Below are 20,569 nucleotides of genomic sequence, written 5' to 3'. Positions count from 1 at the left end.
GTTGCTTGTTGATGAAAAAGAATAATGATCAGTTATTAGATAATTCACTGATGCTGAGGTGAATTCCAGAAAAGTAAGCATTAAACTTAAGCGCTATAGGGTTTATAAATTAGATGTAAATATTAATGGTGTTTTTTTATTGGACAATAAAACTCCGGAGCTCTTTACCCCTCTTGGCTTTTGCCTTTTGTATGCAAGCCTTTTTCTGCAATTGCTGTGTTCACAACCTAAATACAAGGCTATGTGGGCATGGTTAGCTTGCCAGCTAATGGGCTGGGAGCCTGGTAAGCAAACAAAGTAGAGAGCTTAGATTCCGTTGGGTGCATCTCATATTTGTAAAAAAGAAGGTAAGTGTGGGACCCTGGTAGGGTGGGAAGTGTGTAAAATGTGGTAAGTGTGGTAAATAGGGTAATTTTCGGGCGCATTTTTCCCTAATTGCATGCATTAATATGCACCACATCCCGTTAATAAAGATTTGGTAGTTTCCGACAATATCAGGTTAAAACGGTAAATAAGTGATTAATTCCCTGGATAATTCCCATATATCCCCTATAAACTATGAATGCCAAACCTAGTATTAAACTCCCATGGATATTTATCCGTACTTTAAATAGGACTGTCTGGGTGATTTCTAGTCTTGTCCTACTGACAGTAGCTGCCGAATCCTGTTTAGGAGAACCCTCACCCCCTACCCCTACAAAACTAACCCTAGAATCCCCTGCTCCTGAACTCCCAGTTACCCCTTCAGCCACCTCTTTATCTGATCATTTGAACAAAATTGGTGCTAAAATGTATGGGGCTTACTGGTGTCCCTATTGCACAAAGCAGAAGCAAATGTTTGGTGAGGCATTTAAGCAGATTAATTATATTGAATGTGACCCAAGGGCTGAAACCTCCCAAACTAACCTCTGCATTGAAGCGAAGATCAGAGGCTTTCCAACTTGGGAAATTAATGGTCGGTTTTATCCAGGTATGCTGTCGTTAGAGCAATTGGCTAAATTTTCAGGCTACTCAGCAGAAGATGCTACAGAATCAATGCCAGTGGTGGAGGAAGAACAAACAGAAAAATAAATAATAGCAATAGTGCAACGTTTAACCTCTAAAAACGGAAAGTAAGCAGTCAGCAGTCAGCAGTCAGCAGTCAGCTTATTTTATTCACAAGCTGTTCGGAACTCAAGTAGCGTGGCACAGGCTAGAAGCCTGTGAATTAGCGCATTAGCTGATAGCTGATAGCTGATAGCACCTCAAGTAGGGTGGCACAGGCTTCGACGCTGGGAATTAGCGCTTAAGCTAACGTCTAGGGATTATTTGGTAATCTGAAATGTTACCGATTTCCTGGCAAAAACAAAAAACGTTGTAATATCTATCCAAATGCCTTGTGCTGTGGCTAATTGCTCAACGGCTGCAAAGAATTCAGTTTTCAATTGTGCTAATTTCTCTGGAGAAAGCTGGAAAATTTCCGCGCCAAAGGCACTCTTTGAGTTTCCCCGCCAAGAGTTTGCTGCTACTGTTTGAGTATCACTGTTGTAGAAACCAAGTTGGTCGGTTTTGACGTTGATGTCTTGAAAACCTGCTTCGGTGAGTAGCTGGTGACATTTCTCGGGACTACCAAGGGGTTGATTGGGATTAGGAATTACAATGCCATAGTCTCCTGCTTTTTCTCGAAACAGACCCCCTGTAGGAAAGGCGTTTGCTGCAAAACAGGAAAATCCGACTAATCCTCCTGGTTTTACGAAGCGATACCACTGCCGTAACGCAGCAGGGATATCTGTTAAGTATACAATGGCTGAAGAACATAGAATCCTATCGAAACTATTATCTGGGAAGTTGATAGTTTCTGCATCTGCTTCTATAAATTCGATGTTGTTGAGACCTTCGGCTTTAACTTTTCGTTGGGCTAAATTCAGCATGCCTGAGGAAATATCTACACCGACAACAGCTCCAGAAGCACCGACAATTGTGGCTGCACGAATTGCTACTAAACCTGTGCCGGTCGCAATATCTAGAATTCGTTGTCCAGTTTCCAGTTGGGATAGTTCTACTAGACCTTTGGCTAGCCGAGGGTGAAAGCTTCCTTGATCATAGTTTGGTCTGGTGTTAAAGTCAGCTTTGACGTTTTTCTTGAACTCATTTATATTTATCTGGTGTTTCATAGTTGGTGGAGATGGAAAATCTGATAATTAGAAAATATGATAACTAGTTTAACTAGTATGAAGGAGGCTTAATCACTACAAAGTCTGACTCATCTAGAGATAGTAGAAATGGTTGATCATTATGCTCAAAGGGATTTTCTTCTAATCTGACTATCCAACGACCGGATTCTTCCTGTGCTTCAATACGACCCGAAAGACCTGCAACATAATCAGGATAAATCACTCGAACTAAGGTTCCTACTTTGAGCATCTCAATCACTATCTATACTCCCAATGTCCACCTGATTTTACCTTTAATTAACCGAATCTTAAATTCATATTGTTACAATACGAAGTTAGGTTATTCAAAATTAGCTTACTATTTTCCCCCAAACCAGTCAGGAGGATTGATGCTCACCGGGAAAGAGTGTGGATAGTGTGGGAAGTGTGGGAGGTGTGGGAGGTGTGGAGGGAGAGGAAACAGATGCGTAGACACAACAGTTAATCCTAATGGTTAATTGCTGAGGGGCGGAATGAATATCAGTGGAATGGGCATCCTGCCTGCCCGAAAATGAAACGGGCAAGATGCCCGTTCCACCAAGATGCCCGTTCCACCAAGATGCCCGTTCCACCAAGATGCCCGTTCCACCAAGATGCCCGTTCCACCAAGATGCCCGTTCCACCAAGATGCCCGTTCTACAAAACTATTCAAATCATTCCATGATTAATCAATACCGATTAAGCGATCGCTTGAAAAACCTGTTCAGCATTTAACCTTAATTCTGGAAACGTTGGCGATAGGATACGGTTAGCTCCTCGGAATTGACTAACGTTATATTCGCCATCTATCAATTGGTAGACCGATAACGTAGGTTGTTTAGGATTGCCGATAAATCGCCTACCGCCTAAACCTAAATAATAAACAATCCAATATTCAGCTATTCCGAAAGACTCATAATCTTCCAGGTTTAAAGCGTAATCGTCGCTCCAGTTTGTTGAAACTACTTCTACGACTAAACGAACAGAAGACCCCCGTGTGATAATCGATTCTTTTTCCCAGTGTGGTTCGTTATCCGTAACCCTTTGCTTGTCTAAAACGATGACCTCTGGTTCATACCCAGACTCTGTTTGTGGTTTGATCACGCATTCTTTCGGAATAAAGTAAGGCAATTGACAGCGCCGAATTTCTAAAAACAGTTCTCCTCCTATAAACCCGGCTACCTCTGAATGCATTCCCGTTGGTTTTGGCATTTCCACCATGAGTAACTCATCGCTATTCCCTATTCCCAGGGCCTAGCGCTATAACTAATAGTTTAGACCTGGCTCAGCTCACCTTAAAATCAGAAATCGTCTCAATCCATACCCGTGCTCCACAATGTAGGGGATTATCTGGGCGATACATCACCCGACAAGGGCCATTGACTTCAACCGTATGACCATAAATGTTTTTAGAGCCTCGTTTGACCGTAATCACGGGATTGCGTTCGCCGGTGTTGTGATTTTGGCGAATAACTTTTTGATTAACGTGGATCACAGCTTTAGTGTACTGTGTACGCTTTGACCAATTCCGCTTCGGTCCACGAGTACCAGGGGTGACCACTGGCATACCGTCAAATAAGGGAATCACCCAAGTTCTACCGACCTTATACGCTCCTTTGACTCTGCCCTTGCTCAACAGGAAACGGACGCGAGTGGCAGAGACACCTAGTAATTGAGCGGCTTGTGCGGTAGAAATCATCATGGCGGTAAAACCATTGCTTTAACGATATTGTTATAGTAACAGGATTTTTGAAAAGATGCAAGGGGCGATGTGGGTGATGTGGGTGCTTTAAAAAAAACTATTGCATTGTCGTAATGGGCAATGTGGGTGATATAGGTGATGTAGGTCTTTTAAAAGAACTATTGCAGCGATGCAGCGCGGTCTTGGGGAGCCAGTGCGGTCTTGGGGAGGCAGCGCGGTCTTGGGGGTTTCCCCCATGAGCGACTGCCGTGGTTCCCCCCATGACCGCACTGGCGTGGTTTCCCCCATGAGCGACTGGATCAAGACACTATCACAAGTCCTTGGGTGGTGCGTTACGGGGCGGTTTCAGGCGCGAAGAGGTTGAACATAAGGGCAAGCCCGCCCCTAACACACCCTACGCAACTGGCGTGGTTTCTCCCATGAGCGACTGGATCAAGACACTATCACAAGTCCTTGGGTGGTGCGTTACGGGGCGGTTTCAGGCGCGAAGAGGTTGAACATAAGGGCAAGCCCGCCCCTAACACACCCTACGCAACATTTCCCCGATCCTGATTCCCTAATCAAAATAAAAAAAATTCGGTCAAGTTCTGGTTAATTCCAATGCTTGACCGAATTATTTTTTGTAATAGTCAAGAGCCCTATGATCCTTGACTATGTGTTCACCAAATCAACAACATACCAACTTAGGTTTTAGACTTTAGACGTCGTACTTTCTCGTGAGTTTTTCGGTGTCGCCAGCGATGCAGCGCGGTCTTGGGGAGCCAGTGCGGTCTTGGGGGTTCCCCCCGGAGACGAAACCTGATTACGTTGAGCCTTTATGGTTGGTCGGCTATGCACAAAAGGGGTAAAACTTATTGATTAAGGCTCAACTGTCTTACGGTAACTTCTAACCATGAGCAACTGGCGTGGTTTCCCCCATGAGCGACTGCATCAAGACAGGGATTGGCATCCCTGGCAATTTGCTATCTTAATCTAGCAACAGATATCGACTCAATATACTGATCACCTCACCAGGATTTCCGGTAGGTTGAGGAGTGCTCCACTCATGAACTTGTGCGTAGCCACGGCTATAAAGATTATAGATTGTGACCCGCACGGTTTTGGGAGAACCGATCAATATATGTTTGATTTGCTCCCGTCCTGGCTGGGCTTGGCCAGATAATTCAGGGAGATTAGGATTGTTGGGATTATACTCGAACGTTGGGAGAAAGTTTTCGATGTCCATAATGTTTTTTGTTGTTGTATTAGCGAACAGTTTTATGTTAATATTTTATTCTTTATATTGTCAAGCAATTTTCATTTTTTTTTAGTGATATGCACGATATTTTTTTGAATTAGTTTGTTTATTTTTTAAAAATTAAAAAAAAAGCGATCGCGTAGCGTGATATTAAATTAATACCGTAATACTGGGATAGCATTCAAGTTTATAGTTTAATTCTGGAATAGCATTTAATTTGATATAATATTTATGCGTTAGCGTAGCGGATTTTTCAGAGCATCGAACTTTCTATCGCATTTACTAGCTCGATCCCCCCCAGCCCCCCGCGCGGAAGGGGGGAGCCCGGAAATCTATCTGGAAAGTCCCCCTTATTAAGGGGGATTTAGGGGGATCAAAACCCACGCAAAAACCCTACTCCCTACTCCCTACTCCCTACTCCCTACTCCCTACTCCCTAAATTGCTATAATTAATCTAATTAACGATAACTAGAAACCAATGATAGAACCCTTGTCAGTATTAGCCGGTTGGGCAATTCCAAAAATAGGGGAATCGTTGTTAGAGATTGTTTCGGGACAAGGATGGGATAGCTTAAGTCAAGCTCTGACTAAAAGCGATGTAGATAAGGCAATCAAAGCGGGAGAAGCGGCAGTAAAAGAATGGGAAAAACAACGGGATCCGAGCCAGCGCTTATTTTTTCACGCTAGACCAGATGGCTGGAATGGAGTTAATAATTTTTTGCGCGACTATTTTACTCATTCAGCAGTTTTGGCAGAATTACAGAAACCGTTACTTAATCAGGGTAAGCCTGATCGAGAGATTTTAAGCACAGTATTTCAACAGCAAGCTGAAGGGCATAACATTAAACTGAATCAAGACAGTCTTAAGCCTTGGGTAGAGACATTTATTAATGCTTATTTTCAGCAGACCGATACTTATCTAAAATTTCAGGTAGCTAAACAGGATTATTGTGACCAGTTAGCTAACTGGTTTGATGATGTTAAATTTGCTGGCATAGCTGTGCCTGGGCAAGAAGTAGAAAAATCCGAGAAGTTAGCGCAAATTTTTGTAATGCCAGATCTGGTGGAAGATGTATCAACTGCTGGCGCTTGGGAACGGGATTGGTTAGCAGCGGGTAGTGGGGAAATGTCAGAAATAGCACTATTAGCAAAGACAACTGGCCGGAAATTCTTGGCGGAGCAGTTATTGAGCCAAAGTCAGTCGAGACGAGTGGTGATATTGGGTGCGCCAGGCTCGGGAAAAACTACCTTGATCAGTTATTTTGCAGTAATGTTGGCTCAGCAAAATCCTGACATTTTAGGCTTAGATGCTGATACGGACTGGCTACCGATTTTAATTAGGATGCGAGATTTTGCGATAAATCTCGATAAAAGCCTGATTGACTATGCTCGGGTATTTGCTGAAAACACGATGGCAGTGAAACCGTTACCAGTGGGATTTTTTGAGCATTGGTTGTCTGATGGTAGGGCGTTGATATTGCTAGATGGTTTGGATGAAGTCGCAGAAGACGCTAAACGGAATGATGTAGTCAGGCGCATCGAGAATTTTTTGGGACAATTTGACAGAAATCGCGCGATTATTACATCTCGACCAGCTGGTTATCGGCGCGACTTTTTCCGCACTGAGGAATTTCCCCACTATCAAATTGAACCGTTTGATGATAATAAGATTTCGGCGTTTATTGATAACTGGTATAACAGTCGGTTTCAAGACCAAGCAGAAGCTGAAAGGCGCAAGCAGAGTTTACGAAAGGCTCTGGATGATAATGACCGGATTAAGCTATTGGCACGGAATCCGTTATTGTTGACAATTATTGCATTGATTCATCGGTATCAAGCGGTTTTGCCCAAAGAACGGTTTGAGCTTTATAATTGCGCTGTCAAGACTTTGTTAACCTCTTGGGATGCTAACAAAGAAATCAGCAGTCAGGGATTATTTAAGTATCTAGATTTATATGATTTGCGCCGATTGATGGAATTGTTGGCTTATTGGATTCATACCCAGGGAAATGTTGAAGATAACGATAGCGGTACTTTTATAGACCGGGATGATTTAATTGATCAGTTGAGTCAGCAGATTAAAACCTTGAAGCAGGTGCAGTTATACCAAGCTGAAGAAGAAGCAGAAGCATTTGTAACCTTGATTCGCGATCGCACGGGTTTATTGAATGAGCAAGGGCAAAATTGTTATGGGTTTGTTCATAAGACGTTTCAGGAATATTTGTGTGCTGAAGAGATTGACTATCAGGCGGATAATGAGGGAGATTTTGAGATTGTTTTGAGTCAGATTCGGGAGCATTTGCATGACTCCCACTGGCGCGAGGTGTTACTATTGCTGATAGCGCAACAAAAACCGAAAAAGGCGGCGAGGGCGATTCGGACAGTTTTGACTAATAAGAGTAACTATGAGCAGTGGTTGCATCGGGATTTGTTGTTTGCTGGTAGTTGTTTGGCAGAAGACCCGAAGAATTTGCGTGGTGCTGATCGTGGATTGGTGCAAGAGATTTTAGAGCGGTTGTTTGAATTAGAAGTTAGTAGTAAAGAGCGGGTTGGGGAGAGGGTTTCCGAGCAGGTTTTTAATATAATTTGTAGTTTGTATGACACGGATTTTCAAGGACAGGTATTGGAATTGTTGAAAGAGCAATCTAATCGAATTGATGAGTGGCGATTGCTTAACTATCGATACGAGTTAGGGGAAAAGGATCAGGTAATTACAACATTTCTGGAACGACTAAAGGATGATAAGTTTTATGTGCGTGTGAGGGCAGCCGATGCCTTAGGCGAATTGGGCAATAGCTCAGAAACCGTAGTCAACGCCCTCTTAGCAAGGTTTCAGGATGAGAATTCTGATGTGCGTTGGAGGGTAGCCATAGCCTTGGGCCAATTGGGCAACAGCTCAGAAACCGTAGTCAGCGCCCTAATAGCAAAGCTTCAGGATCCTGATGCTAGTGTGCGTGACAGGGCAGCCGTGGCCTTCGGCAGATTGGGTAACAACTCAGAAACCGTAGTCAGCGCCCTAATAGCAAAGCTTCACGATGAGCATTCTGAGGTGCGTGGGGGGGCAGCCTATGCCTTAGGCAAATTGGGCAACAGTTCAGAAACCGTAGTCAACGCCCTCCTAGAAAAGCTTAACGATGATAATTCTCGTGTGCGTAGAGGGGCAGCCGATGCCTTGGGCAGATTGGGTAACAGCTCAGAAACCGTAGTCAACGCCCTCCTAGAAAAGCTTCACGATGATAATTCTCGTGGTGTGCGTGGGTGGACAGCCTTGGCCTTAGGCAATTTGGGCAACAGCTCAGAAACTGTAGTCAACGCCCTACTAAAAGGGCTTCAGGATGATAAGTTTTATGTGCGTGTGAGGGCAGCCATAGCCTTGGGCAAATTGGGCAACAGCTCAGAAACTGTAGTCAGCACCCTACTAGCACAGCTTCAGGATGATAAGTTTTATATGCGTGTCAGAGCAGCCTCAGCCTTGGGCAAATTGGGCAAAACATCTAATCATGTTCTGCCTACTGTGATTAAATGGATTGAACAACACCAGGATTCCGACTATGTGGGCAGTGGTATTGATGTGCTGTGGGATTTAGTCGTAGGTGAGGAATAGGGCGTGGGGGGAGTTTACTGCATCAAGAGGATCTAAGGATTTTTTGGTGTTATAGCGCTACGCGCAAGGCAAGAGGCATGCATGGCTATTGGCAACAGTTTACTACAACAGCTTTTGCTGCTTGTATAGCGTTTCTAGGACTCATGAGGTACACATTATTTTTCACCTCTTCCCTCTTCCCTTCCCCTCCTGGGAGGGGTTAGGGGTGGGTTCCTGCTCCCTGCTCCGAAGTCCCTAAAAACCAGAAATTTGTACCTCACAAGTCGTAGAATTGCTATAGTCGTAGAATTGCTATATCAATGTCAAACACCTTAATGGGTAGCGCTATATCCTAAATTAGGATTTGGTTTCAGGATCGATTTGGTATTGCGATCGCATTATCAAATCTTTTTTATTTTAGGCAATAGGCAATAGTGAATAGGCAATAGGGAATAGGGAAAATAAGTGTTTAGCTGATTAATCTATTAAACACTTATTCATAGCCAATTATATTTAAATCCTCAATAAAAGCTATACTGTCAAAAGCTTGTAATGATTTTTAATACTTTCCAGGCAGATTGGCAATTTAAATGCAAAATTATTTACTATAATCCATAATTTATCCCTAACCAATTAATAAAAATTTAATTCCCATTGTCTTGACATTTTTATTTGGGAATAGTTAATCTAAATGTAGTCGTTGTTAAAGAGAGGAATGACTGGGATTTAACTTTTGCCGAGCTTTCCCAATCATTCCAAATCAGGGCGACGCCCCACCTGAAATTTTGCAATCAGTTTCAGGTGTTTGATGTCAATGTAAATGATGGAGAAATAAAATGTCAAATTTTGATATCACTCGTAATCCTAAAAAAGATGAGGACTTGCGCAACAGCTCTAGCAAGACTGAGCGCACTGAGCAAACAGAAAACACTGAAGAGCTCACCGAACTGTCCTTTGAAGCAATGGAAACTATTGCCGGTGGTATGGCTAAGATCAAGTGGAACATGATGTAGTAGTGAAAGCCTTTCGGCTAGGCCAACCGTGCCACTGCCGATAATTTGGGCTGATCCGATTGCGGATCACTACAACTAAAAACCCTAGTGTAACGTGGCACCAATAACCCACCAGTAAAGAAGATGTGGGAGCGATGATATTCCCATCTGCGCACTGATGGAAGATTTTCGTCCCGTTGCACTAGTTTTTTTATTGGCTTGTGAACACAAGTTGCTAGGACCAGCTAATGGTGCTGCTTAGCAATACCCAAAGAGGAGATAGATTTATGCCTTCGATCTACAGTTCACCGATAGCTTGGCTAAATCGACCATATTTAGATCTAGGTCCAATCAATGGGGGATCGCCACATCTCTATAAAGTAGAGTTCAGTTATCGTCATTTAATCAGTGAGACACTACCGCCCTATCAAGTTCAGGTGAGCCTTCCCACCTCATTTCGGGAATCTGTGATCCGAGAGACTGGTATGACCCAATACCAAGTTGATCACCCACTACAACTGGCTAATGAATTAAGAACTGAACGATGGCAGAAGCTCTGTGACTACTTGACCCATTACCAGGAGCTTAAGCCTGTTACCAAGCTATTGGTCATACATCTTCTGAGCAGCTTATGCCTACATCAAACAGTTCTAGAGTATGTGCCCAAAATGTCAGCAGCAGAGATAGCTAGTGATTCAGTACTGGCTGCACTGGCTTTCTGTCGAGCAATGTCAACGTTAATTTTACATTTTGATTCTGGCAAACCTTACAGTCTAGAGGAATTTGAAATCATTGCCACTCATGCTCCATCTGGTGATCGGGTTAAAATTAATGCCATTCACCAGCTTGTTGTGGAGTATGCAAAAACTTTCAAAGATTTGGCAAAAGCAGAGTTTTGGGGATCAGTTCTTATCAAAGAAATCCAGGAAATTAAACCGTCCCTGGATGATTTTACTTACAAACTTTTGATGAGCATTTACTGTCGTGCTATTGTTTTTATTCCCCTGCTACATCGGGATAAGGACAAGGTCGTCCAGGAAATGGATCGTTGTCAATCCTATGCAGAAAGCTTGATTGGTGAGAATGAAGAGCAGCAGATAGTAGCCTATGAGAACCAAAATATTATTTTAGAGAGCCGAACCAAGGAAGCGCTGTGGCTAGGGGACTTTGATCTAGCTGAGGAGCGCGTCCGAGAGGCAGTTGAGAGGGATCCTTTCGATCCTAGATATCGTCTTGAGTTGGGACAAGTCCTAATCAAGCAGGGTAGAATTGAGGAGGCAGCGAAGGCATATCGTTCAGCAACCAAGCTTGGTCCTCCAGGAACAGCAGTTGCTTGGTTTATGGCAGGTCAGTGTTACCAATCCCTGGGTGAACTGGATATGGCTTGCGATTGTTACCTAGCTGCTGTGGATGCTGATCCATTGGCTATTTCTCCTGTAAAGCGACTGACTGGTTTAGCTACCCATCTAGAGAACTCTTTACTGGCCAACTGGAGTCAACTGCGTTTGACGGAACTGCAAGCACAAAAACAACGTATTTTGGAAGAGGGTGAGCGTTCATTTACTGCCGAAGTTTCTTTTCAGAGGAAGACCTCCCGAGAGGCAGTTACCGCCTAGGGCGTGTTTTCAAAGTTTTCCGCAAGATTATGATCCCCCCCAGCCCCCCTTAAAAAAGGGGGGAGCCATACTCAAAGTCCCCCTTAAAAAAGGGGGGAGCCATACTCAAAGTCCCCCTTTTTTAAGGGGGACCAACGGGGGATCTCCGAGGCAAGAAAACAGGCCCTAGTCCGAATTCCGAAGTACAGCACTACGCATTAAAGTTAGGACATTGATACAAGTAGCAAAAGCTGTTCTAGTAAACTATTGCCTATTGCCGTCTTGATGCAGTCGCTCATGGGGGAAACCACGGCAGTTGCTCATGGGGGAGACCCCCTTTGGCGGCACTGCCTCCCCAAGACCGCGCTGCATCGCTATTGCCTATTGCATAGCGCGTAGCGCTATACCAGCATGAAGTACCAGATTGTTCTACAGCACAGCGAAGAAGACTGTGGGGCTGCTTGTCTAGCTTCCATTGCTAAACATTATGGTCGTACCTTCACTATTAGCCGTTGTCGGGAAGCAGTAGGAACTCGCAGAGAAGGCACCACATTATTGGGATTGAGGCAAGGAGCAGATGCCCTGGGTTTCAATAATGTTAGAGGAGTCAAAGCCACCCTAGAAACGGTCAACAAAAAATCCCTGCCCCTACCAGCCATTATCCACTGGAAGGGCTATCACTGGGTAGTTTTATACGGCAAACGGGGCAATAAATATGTGATCGCTGATCCCGCTGTAGGCATCCGGTATCTCGAAACAAAGTGGCTCCAAGAAGCATGGCCCAATGGGGTAATGCTTCTGTTGGAACCCGATCCAGTCCGCTTTTTTGCCCAAGAGGATGAAAAAGAGAAAATTGGTGGGTTGGATCGCTTTCTCAAGCGCTTCTGGCCCTATCGCCATCTCATAGCTCAAACTATTCTGCTCAATTTCGTTGTGGGTCTAATTGCCCTGACTACCCCTTTTTTACTGCAAATCCTCACGGATGATGTGCTGTTGCGAGGGGATTCCCAACTGCTGACCAGAATCGTGATTGCTATTATCATCATGAGTCTAGTTAGCAGCAGCCTGGAGCTAGCCCAATCAAATATTATTGCCCACTTTGCCCAACGTCTGGAATTAGGGCTGATCTTAGACTTCGCACGACAAATTTTACGCTTACCTTTAGGTTACTACGAATCCCGCCGCAGCGGCGAAATCGCCAGTAGACTACGAGATATTCGAGTAATTAACCAGTTAGTTTCTCAAGTGCTTGTCAGTTTGCCCAGTCAACTGTTTGTGGCCTTAGTCTCTTTGGTTTTGATGCTGTTATACAGTGTCAAATTGTTGGTAGTTGCTGGTTTGCTCGCTATTTTAATGACCTTGTCTACGGTAGTTTTTTTACCAAAGTTACAACAAAAAACCCGTAATGTATTAGTAAAAGATGCCGAAAATCAAGGTGTATTGGTAGAAACATTTAAAGGTGCTATTACCCTCAAAAGTATAACAGCAGCTCCCCAATTTTGGGAAGAATTTCAACAGCGATTTAGCCGCCTGGCAAATGTTACATTCAGTACTACTCAGATTGGAATTGTTAACAATACCTTTTCTAAATTAATTTCAAATGTCGGTAGCATTATCTTGCTTTGGTTTGGCAGCACCCTAGTGATTAACAATGAATTAAGCACTGGTCAGCTGTTGGCACTTCACAATCTGAATCGTAATGTCACTCTCTTAATTATTACGTTAGTGAACTTTGTCGATGAATTTATTCGTGCTAATACGGCCTCTGAGCGACTTAATGAGGTGATTGAGGCTACACCAGAAACTCAAGATGATACCAAAAAGCCCTATACCAATATTCCGGCAGATTCAGATATTATTTGTACTAATATAAATTTTCACCATGCGGGTAGGGTTAACCTTTTAAAAGATTTTAGTCTCAAGATTCCTGGGGGTAAAGTTATTGCCCTGATTGGTAAGTCTGGCTGTGGTAAAAGCACCCTAGCTAAACTAATTGCTGCATTATATCCACCTCAATCGGGTAACATTCGTATTGGTATTTATAACCTACAAGACCTCTCCCTAGATTGCCTGCGGCAACAAGTAGTTCTGGTTCCCCAAGATGCCCACTTTTGGAGTCGAACAATTCTAGAAAACTTCCGTTTAGGTGATCCCCAGGTCAGTTTTGAGAAGATTGTCAGAGCTTGTCAAATTACGGGAGCTGACGAATTTATAATGAATTTACCTGATAAATATCAAACGATATTAGGAGAATTTGGTTCCAATCTTTCGGGTGGACAACGGCAGAGATTAGCCCTATCCAGAAGTATTGTTAATGATCCACCAATACTAATTCTAGATGAATCTACTGGTGCCCTCGACCCGGTGAGTGAGGGTGAAGTTTTAAATAATTTGTTTGACCACAGGAAAGGAAAAACAACAATTATGATTAGCCATCGACCCAGAGTTATCCAGCGTGCTGATTGGATTGTGCTGTTGGATAAAGGGCAATTAAAAATGCAAGGTCTTGTGGAAGATTTACGCAATCAACCTGGAGATCATTTAGATTTCCTAATTCCTTAGGTCTGTAAGTTTGAAGGATAAAAAATCAAAGGGGGTGTGGGTAAGTGCGGGTGTTGGGTGTTGGGAAAATAAGCTGTTACCCATTTAAGATCAAAGTACTTCACCCAATTGAGAACTGCTATAGTTCAGATTACTATTATGGTCAGCACACCTAAGACAGATTTTCTACCCGCAGTTCAAGAAAACGATTTTCTACCCCCAATCAGTCGTTGGAGTACTCTTGGCGGATTATTTCTGGTTGGTGCTATGGGGGTAGCTGTTACCCTGACCTGTGTCACTAAATATAAGATAACTGTTAAAGCACAGGCAATTTTCCGTCCCGCTGGTGAATTGCGTCTGGTCCAGGCACCTGTTGAAGGTTCGGTAATCAAGATTTTGGTTGCGGAGAATCAAATGGTTCAAAAAGGAGATGTGATTGCTACCATTGATGACTCCCGTTTGCAAACTAAAAAGAGTCAACTGCAAAACAATCAGCAACAAGCACAGCTGCAACTGATCCAAATCAATGCCCAGATTCGTGCCCTCGATCGCCAGATTGTAGCAGAAACTGACCGCTCCAAGCTCGCTGTTGCCTCTGCTGAGGCGGAACTTAGTCGTAGCCGTCGGCAATATCAAGACAGGCTTGTGACTACTGTGACTGAAGTTGAAGAAGCAGCTGCCAACTTAAGATTTGCCCAAGAGGAGTTGCAACAAGCAGTGGCTCAGTTAAAATCAACACAGGCAAACTTAAGGTCAACTGAGTCGGCTTTAAAGGCGGCTAAATCTAGGCGAAACCGGTATCAGAGCATATCAGCATCAGGAGCTCTGTCTCAAAATCAATTAGAGGAAGCTGAATTAGCGGTTGACCAACAACAACAAACGGTGGAGGGGCAAAAAGCAGCGGTGGAGGCGCAAAAACAAAGAATAGACCAGCAAAAACAAGCAGTTGATGCCCGTCGAGCTAGACTGCAACGGGTTAAAGCTGCTCTTAATCCTAGTAATGCAGAAGTAGCGATCGCTCAACAGCGCATTGCTCAAGAACAAGCGATCGCTAAAGCCACCCTAGCTACTTTAAACCGAGAAAAGGAAGCCCTGATCCAGCAGCGCATTGAAATTCAGAACCAGCAGTCCCAGGATACCCGTGAACTCCAACAAGTGGAAATTGAACTGAGGCAGACTGCGATTAAATCTCCAGAAGACGGTACTATTTTCCAACTTGCTCTACGTAATTCTGGTCAAACTGTGAAACATGGGGAAGAAATTGCTCAAATTGCCCCTAGTAACACGTCATTACTAGTTAAAGCTTTGGTTCCTGCTCGTGATATTGGTAAAGTAGAGATAAATCAAGCAGCACAGTTGAGGGTATCTGCTTGCCCTTATCCAGATTACGGCACTCTCAATGGTGTAGTCAAGAAGATTGCCCCAGATGCGACTACACTTCAAAGCAATAGTATCACAGCGTCACGGGAAAACAGGGGTAGCGCCTTCTACCAGGTAACCATTGCTCCAGAAAGCCTTGTTCTAGGTAAAGGCAATAAGCAGTGTGCTATCCAGTTGGGCATGGAGGGTAGGGCAGATATTATTACTAGAGAAGAGACTGTCTTACAGTTCTTACTCAGGAAGGCCAGACTGATTACAGATGTATGATAGGCTGATAGCATTTTTTATACTAATGAGGTACAAATTTATGGTTTTTAGGGAGCAGGCAAGAGGCAAGAGGCAATAGGTAAGAGGCAAGAGGCAAGAGGCAAGAGGCAAGAGGCAAGAGGCAAGAGGCAAGAAGCAAGAGGCAAGAAGCAAGAGGCAAGAGGCAAGAGGCAAGAGGCAAGAGGCAAGAAGCAAGAGGCAAGAGGCAAGAGGCAAGAGTAAAAAAAAAACTGTGTACCTCATAGCTATGAAAAATTTTAGATATGATAGCTTATGATAGCTACGTGATCTACTAGATCTTGGTACTTGAGGAGCGTTGTTGCGGAGCCTGCGGTCATCTTTTGATAAGATAATATCTTAAACTAATAGTCTGATCACCAACACTCAACCGATCGCAATCCCCTCACGACCATGGAACAGTCGCCATCCCTGGAGCATGCCCTTAAACATTTCTTTGGTCACGACTGTTTCCGTCCAGGACAGCGACAGATTATTGAAGAGGCGCTTCAAAATCAGGATTTACTGATTATCATGCCCACTGGGGGTGGTAAATCCTTGTGCTATCAACTGCCAGCTCTCCTCAAACCGGGCTTAACCGTTGTGGTATCTCCTCTGATTTCCTTGATGCAAGACCAAGTGACGTCTTTGGAAGATAATGGCATTGGGGCTACCTTTATCAATAGTACCTTGAGCTTCCAACAAATGCGATCGCGGGAAGCGGCCATCCTTCAGGGTCAGATAAAATTACTCTACGTATCACCAGAACGGTTACTAGCAGAGCAGTTTATCCCATTTTTGGATAGAGTGCGATCGCAAATCGGTATTCCCACCTTTGCCATTGATGAAGCGCACTGCGTCTCACAATGGGGGCATGATTTTCGCCCAGAATATCGGCAACTAAAACTATTACGTAACCGCTATCCTAATAGCTCAGTGCTGGCTCTGACCGCTACTGCTACTAATCGAGTCCAACAGGACATTATCCAACAACTGGAACTGCGACAGCCGAAGGTTCACATCGCCAGTTTCAACCGTCCTAACCTTTACTACGACGTTCAACCAAAACAACGGCAAAGCTATAAACAGTTATTAAAACAGATCCGTTCTCACCAAGGTTCCGGTATTGTGTACTGTACGAGCCGCCGTTCTGTAGACGAAGTTGCTTTCCGGTTACAGAATGATGGCATTTCTGCCTTACCTTACCATGGCGGAATGACGGATAAAGCTAGGACAACTAATCAAAATCGGTTTATTCGGGATGATGTGCGGATAATCGTAGCTACGGTAGCCTTTGGCATGGGAATTAATAAGCCCGATGTACGGTTTGTGATTCACTACGATTTACCTCGTAACCTGGAAAGTTATTACCAGGAATCGGGACGAGCAGGACGGGATGGGGAACCAGCCACATGTACCGTTTTATTCAGCGCTAGTGATATCTCAAAACTTCATTATCTCATTGATCAAAAGCCCGATCCCAACGAACAACGGATTGCCTATCAACAGTTAAATCAGATTGTTGACTACGCAGAAGGCACAGATTGTCGCCGCCGGATTTTGCTGGGGTACTTTGGTGAGCGGTTTCCAGGGAATTGTGACAAATGTGATAACTGTTGCTATCCTAAGCCAGTAGAAGATTGGACAATTGAAGCTCAAAAATTCCTCTCTTGTGTAGCCCGGTGTCGGGAACGGTTTGGGATGAACCACATTATTCAAGTGTTGCGGGGCTCAAAAAGTAAGAAAATTGAGCAATATGGCCATCACTTACTCTCTACTTATGGTATTGGTAAGGATAGAACTGCAGAGGCTTGGAAAATTCTAGTGCGATCGCTTTTGCACCAGGGATTAGTAGACCAAACCACCGATGGCTACTCTGTGCTGAAGCTCAATAAACTAAGTTGGGAAATCCTGCGCAAACAACGTTCTGTTTATGTTGCTATTCCCCAGTCATCTGTAGAAAAAGCCTTAGGGGAAATTAACCCCAGAGCAGCTGAAGCGGAGCTTCTGCTAGATAAACTGCGGAAACTAAGGAAACAGCTAGCTGACCGCCAATCGATTCCGCCCTATGTAGTGTTTGCTGATTCGACACTGAAACTGATGGCACAGCTGAAACCCAAAACTTTAGAGCATTTTGCTAAACTTTCTGGTGTCACTCAGTATAAAGTTACTCAGTATGGCGAGCAATTTGTTTCAGAAATTAGGGCATTTTGTCAAGAGCAAAAACTACCAGAACCTCTGCCCTCCAGTACCTATATGAAAACCCTGCAATTCTATCAACAAGGGTTAAGTGTAGAGGAAATTGCTAAACAACGAGGGTATACTACCAGGACTATAATAGATCATTTGAGCCAATTAATTGAAATGAATCAGCCAGTGGATTTAAAACGACTGGTACCATTGGAACACCATGAGCCAATTATCAAAGCAATTGAAAAAGTGGGTGATCAGTATCTGAGAAAATTACGGGAATACTTAGGAGAACGTTACTCCTACGAAGACATTCAACTAGTCCGTGCTTGGTGGCGACGGCAGGATAATTGATCTATAGCATTTCTCCCACTTACGAGGGTTTAGTCTTCTTTGACTAGTGATCCCCCCTAACCCCCCTGATCAACTCATAAGGGTAGGTTTTTTACATTAAGGTCAAACATGGGGCGACCCAGAGGGAGAGGAAAAGGAAAACAACGAAAAAGCTGCAGCTTCGGAACAGGGGGTTTCCCCCGGAGACGAAACCTTAGATAGTGGAGCCTTTATAGTTAGCAGGTTATGCAGAAAAGGGTTAAATATTTTTTAATAAGGCTCCACTATCTTACGGTAACTTCTAACCACTCGCGCAAAGCATGGCTGACAACGACAAATTAAGTACATTGTCTTGATGCAATAGCGAGTGGGGGAAACCCCCAAGACCGCGCTGCATCGCTTGTCTGTACCCCCACACCCCACACCCCACACCCCACACCCCACACCTGAGGTCAAAGTAAAAAACTTACCCTTATGAGCCTTATCAAGGGGGGGATCTGATTCCGTTAAAACGATCTTAAATATTGCATCCATGGCTATTGCCTTAAAAGGATAAGCTTTGTAGCTCACCAAAATAATAATTGCTATAGTTATTGCTATCCGCAGCACTAGAGATGATTATGAAATGATCGCACAATGCCATCCTGTGCTTTGGGTATACCCTAAAAGTTACTGGATCAGATCCTCAATTTTGAAGTCTAGAATATCACACAAGGCTTTGGTCTGTTCTGGATAGAGCTTAGGCTTGTGCCGATCCGCCTCCCAGTTAATCACTGTAGACTCTACCACATCACAGGCTCTGGCAACTTGTATGCGGGTTAAACCTAGACTTTCACGGCGTTCTCGTAGTTTTTTTCCTAGGGACATTACCTTCTCCGGTTGTCTTGTAGCAGTAGTTTACCTAAATTTATTTGACTATTTATAGTTTATATTATATAATATACTTTTGTGCAACACGCCAACTAAATTAATCCCAATGGTTTAAATTAGGATCATCAATGTAGGTGGTAAGTATGGTAAGTGTGGTAAGTGTGGTAAGTGTGGGGAGATAGGGAGATAGGGAGATAGGGAGATAGGGAGATAGGGAGATAGGGAGATGATATTATTGTTTAGTGGCTTAAGAATTGGGATTACCAAAAAATCAAAATCCCCGCTCTTACCAAAAAATCTGGGTCATTAGCCCCGTCCTTCCAGGATGGCTTTGTGTTAATATAAAGACATAACCAAAAAAATAGTATCCTAGATGAACATGATCACAGAATAAGTAGACAGTGTAAAAAACCTGTTTTGAGATAAGCAGGTTGCACAATCAAGTCTAACGATTTGGAAGTCTATTCAGGAAACTGGGATTAAGTTGAGTACTTTTCCTTGTGAGTGTTCTTTTGATCAGGAGGAGGTTTTGGAGGCTGGTTTTTTCCCAGAAGTGTTGAATAGGGAATCGGGAATCGGGAATCGGGAATCGGGAATCGGGAATAGAGAATAGGAAGCAGCGATGTAGTCGCTACTCCCTATTCTCTAAAACCCAGGAAAAAAGCACCGTAAGCAATTGAAAACTGGAATACTTTATCTGACTAGTTAATATTTGCGGAAGGAAGTGCCTCCATCTTTGCTATCACCGACGGGTCCCTTCCCATCTTTCGGTGGATTGTAATTGTTTAATGTATTCACACTCATCAAGGAAGTGCCTCCATCTTTGCTGTCACCGACGGGTCCCTTCCCATCTTTCGGTGGATTGTAATTGTTTAATGTATTAACACTCATTAAGGAAGTGCCTCCATCTTTGCTGTCACCGACGGGTCCCTTCCCATCTTTCGGTGGATTGTAATTGTTTAATGTATTCACACTCATTAAGGAAGTGCCTGCGTCTTTGCTGTCACGGGGTGGTCCGTCTCCATCATTCGGTGGTGTGAAAGTATTTAGTATCTGTAGTTGTGATAGTTGTAGTTGTCTTGATGCTGATATTGGTAAAACTTGTGGGTTAGTAAACTCAGGATTTTCATGGATTAGCTGCTTCAATTTCCTGAGTGATCCAGCGTTTCCGGTTTCACCGGGAGGGCCGTCTCCATCATTCGGTGGTGTGTAATTCATTACTATCAGTAGTTGTGATGATTGTGATAGTTGTTGGGATTCTTCGGAGGATGATTGCTGGTCAGTTGGTTGAAGATTTTTATCATTTGCGTGGTCGAATCCCTTCACGATTGTTGCTGCTAATTGTTGCAAGCGCTGTCTTATGTTGAGAGTGAAGGAAAATAGTGTTGTCCAAAGCTGGTTGAGCAAATTTTTCATTAGAGAATACACCTGTTCTAGAAATTCACCAAACACCGACTCAGGCGGCGTTTTTTGATTGATACTTGTTACAGCGCCTCTCAAGCCAACTTTTCGCAGATGATCAGAAAAATTTTTTTTTGAAGCAAAATTTGCTTAGCTATTCTAGTTTTCTTGGTGTTTGAGATTAGATCCGGATCCTTTTGAGTTGTGAACGATTACCCTTAGGGAAAGGCAAGAGGCAAGAAGCAAGAAGCAAGAGGGGAAAGATATCCGGAGTTTTATTGGAGAATAAAAAAGGCCTCCTAGGTTTACA

General features: G+C 43.6%; 17 protein-coding genes and 1 pseudogene. 9 read left to right on the top strand and 9 right to left on the bottom strand.

The window, feature by feature from the left end; genetic code table 11:
* The first annotated feature begins 558 nt into the window (after positions 1-558).
* Positions 559-1,071 (top strand): glutaredoxin family protein, encoded by a 513-nt coding sequence (locus tag BJP34_RS06455; RefSeq protein WP_070391630.1) that lies wholly within the window; start codon positions 559-561, stop codon positions 1,069-1,071.
* A gap of 233 nt (positions 1,072-1,304) precedes the next feature.
* On the opposite strand, the gene BJP34_RS06450 is transcribed toward BJP34_RS06455, so the two are convergent.
* From BJP34_RS06450 to BJP34_RS06435, 5 genes and pseudogenes are all read right to left on the bottom strand, one after another.
* Positions 1,305-2,153, bottom strand: coding sequence for a class I SAM-dependent methyltransferase (locus BJP34_RS06450; protein WP_070391629.1), 849 nt, complete (start codon positions 2,151-2,153; stop codon positions 1,305-1,307).
* Between the two features lie 52 nt (positions 2,154-2,205).
* Entirely contained in the window at positions 2,206-2,403 is a 198-nt protein-coding gene (locus BJP34_RS06445) for a hypothetical protein (RefSeq protein WP_070396522.1), read from the bottom strand.
* Positions 2,404-2,530: 127 nt separating this feature from the next.
* On the bottom strand, positions 2,531-2,815 hold the full coding sequence (locus BJP34_RS38915) for a hypothetical protein (RefSeq protein WP_149030836.1): 285 nt from the start codon (positions 2,813-2,815) through the stop codon (positions 2,531-2,533).
* 55 nt (positions 2,816-2,870) lie between these two features.
* Positions 2,871-3,395: pseudogene (locus tag BJP34_RS06440) on the bottom strand (Uma2 family endonuclease); the annotation flags it as partial.
* Between the two features lie 61 nt (positions 3,396-3,456).
* Positions 3,457-3,873 carry a helix-turn-helix domain-containing protein gene (locus BJP34_RS06435; RefSeq protein ID WP_070391628.1) on the bottom strand — a complete coding sequence of 139 codons (417 nt, stop codon included), beginning with the start codon at positions 3,871-3,873 and terminating at the stop codon, positions 3,457-3,459.
* A gap of 169 nt (positions 3,874-4,042) precedes the next feature.
* Here BJP34_RS06435 and BJP34_RS42590 point away from each other — a divergent pair, with 169 nt between their 5' ends.
* Entirely contained in the window at positions 4,043-4,237 is a 195-nt protein-coding gene (locus BJP34_RS42590) for a hypothetical protein (protein WP_158517049.1), read from the top strand.
* 603 nt (positions 4,238-4,840) lie between these two features.
* Here the strand turns inward: BJP34_RS42590 and BJP34_RS06430 are convergent.
* On the bottom strand, positions 4,841-5,098 hold the full coding sequence (locus tag BJP34_RS06430) for a hypothetical protein (protein WP_070391627.1): 258 nt from the start codon (positions 5,096-5,098) through the stop codon (positions 4,841-4,843).
* Between the two features lie 490 nt (positions 5,099-5,588).
* On the opposite strand from BJP34_RS06430, the gene BJP34_RS06425 reads away from it, so the two are divergent.
* From BJP34_RS06425 to BJP34_RS06410, 5 genes are all read left to right on the top strand, one after another.
* Positions 5,589-8,714, top strand: a complete 3,126-nt coding sequence (locus BJP34_RS06425) for an NACHT domain-containing protein (RefSeq protein ID WP_070391626.1) — start codon at positions 5,589-5,591, stop codon at positions 8,712-8,714.
* 815 nt (positions 8,715-9,529) lie between these two features.
* Positions 9,530-9,706 carry a hypothetical protein gene (locus BJP34_RS42585; RefSeq protein ID WP_158517048.1) on the top strand — a complete coding sequence of 59 codons (177 nt, stop codon included), beginning with the start codon at positions 9,530-9,532 and terminating at the stop codon, positions 9,704-9,706.
* A 266-nt stretch (positions 9,707-9,972) separates the two neighbouring features.
* Complete coding sequence (locus BJP34_RS06420) at positions 9,973-11,301, top strand: tetratricopeptide repeat protein (protein WP_070391625.1); 1,329 nt, start codon at positions 9,973-9,975, stop codon at positions 11,299-11,301.
* Between the two features lie 390 nt (positions 11,302-11,691).
* Positions 11,692-13,842: a peptidase domain-containing ABC transporter gene (locus tag BJP34_RS06415; RefSeq protein WP_070391624.1), complete on the top strand. Its 2,151-nt coding sequence runs from the start codon at positions 11,692-11,694 to the stop codon at positions 13,840-13,842.
* A 138-nt stretch (positions 13,843-13,980) separates the two neighbouring features.
* Positions 13,981-15,468, top strand: coding sequence for an HlyD family efflux transporter periplasmic adaptor subunit (locus BJP34_RS06410; protein ID WP_070396521.1), 1,488 nt, complete (start codon positions 13,981-13,983; stop codon positions 15,466-15,468).
* Here the strand turns inward: BJP34_RS06410 and BJP34_RS38905 are convergent.
* Positions 15,433-15,711, bottom strand: coding sequence for a hypothetical protein (locus BJP34_RS38905; protein WP_149030834.1), 279 nt, complete (start codon positions 15,709-15,711; stop codon positions 15,433-15,435). The genes BJP34_RS06410 and BJP34_RS38905 overlap by 36 nt on opposite strands.
* Positions 15,712-15,879: 168 nt before the next feature.
* On the opposite strand from BJP34_RS38905, the gene recQ reads away from it, so the two are divergent.
* A complete protein-coding gene (recQ, locus tag BJP34_RS06405; protein WP_070391623.1) occupies positions 15,880-18,009 on the top strand; it encodes a DNA helicase RecQ in 2,130 nt (709 codons plus the stop codon).
* Between the two features lie 648 nt (positions 18,010-18,657).
* Here the strand turns inward: recQ and BJP34_RS06400 are convergent.
* Complete coding sequence (locus tag BJP34_RS06400; protein ID WP_070391622.1) at positions 18,658-18,855, bottom strand: helix-turn-helix transcriptional regulator; 198 nt, start codon at positions 18,853-18,855, stop codon at positions 18,658-18,660.
* A gap of 487 nt (positions 18,856-19,342) precedes the next feature.
* Between BJP34_RS06400 and BJP34_RS48500 the strand changes: the two genes are divergently transcribed.
* Positions 19,343-19,471 (top strand): hypothetical protein, encoded by a 129-nt coding sequence (locus tag BJP34_RS48500; RefSeq protein ID WP_267876502.1) that lies wholly within the window; start codon positions 19,343-19,345, stop codon positions 19,469-19,471.
* A gap of 92 nt (positions 19,472-19,563) precedes the next feature.
* On the opposite strand, the gene BJP34_RS06395 is transcribed toward BJP34_RS48500, so the two are convergent.
* The gene (locus tag BJP34_RS06395; RefSeq protein WP_070391621.1) at positions 19,564-20,274 is read right to left on the bottom strand and encodes a hypothetical protein; all 711 of its coding nucleotides are present in this window, start codon (positions 20,272-20,274) and stop codon (positions 19,564-19,566) included.
* Positions 20,275-20,569 lie beyond the last annotated feature (295 nt).

The organism is Moorena producens PAL-8-15-08-1, assembly GCF_001767235.1.
GTDB classification, from domain to species: Bacteria; Cyanobacteriota; Cyanobacteriia; order Cyanobacteriales; family Coleofasciculaceae; genus Moorena; species Moorena producens_A.
Note: the sequence above shows the minus strand (reverse complement) of the source record. Positions and strands in the feature narration are given on the sequence as shown.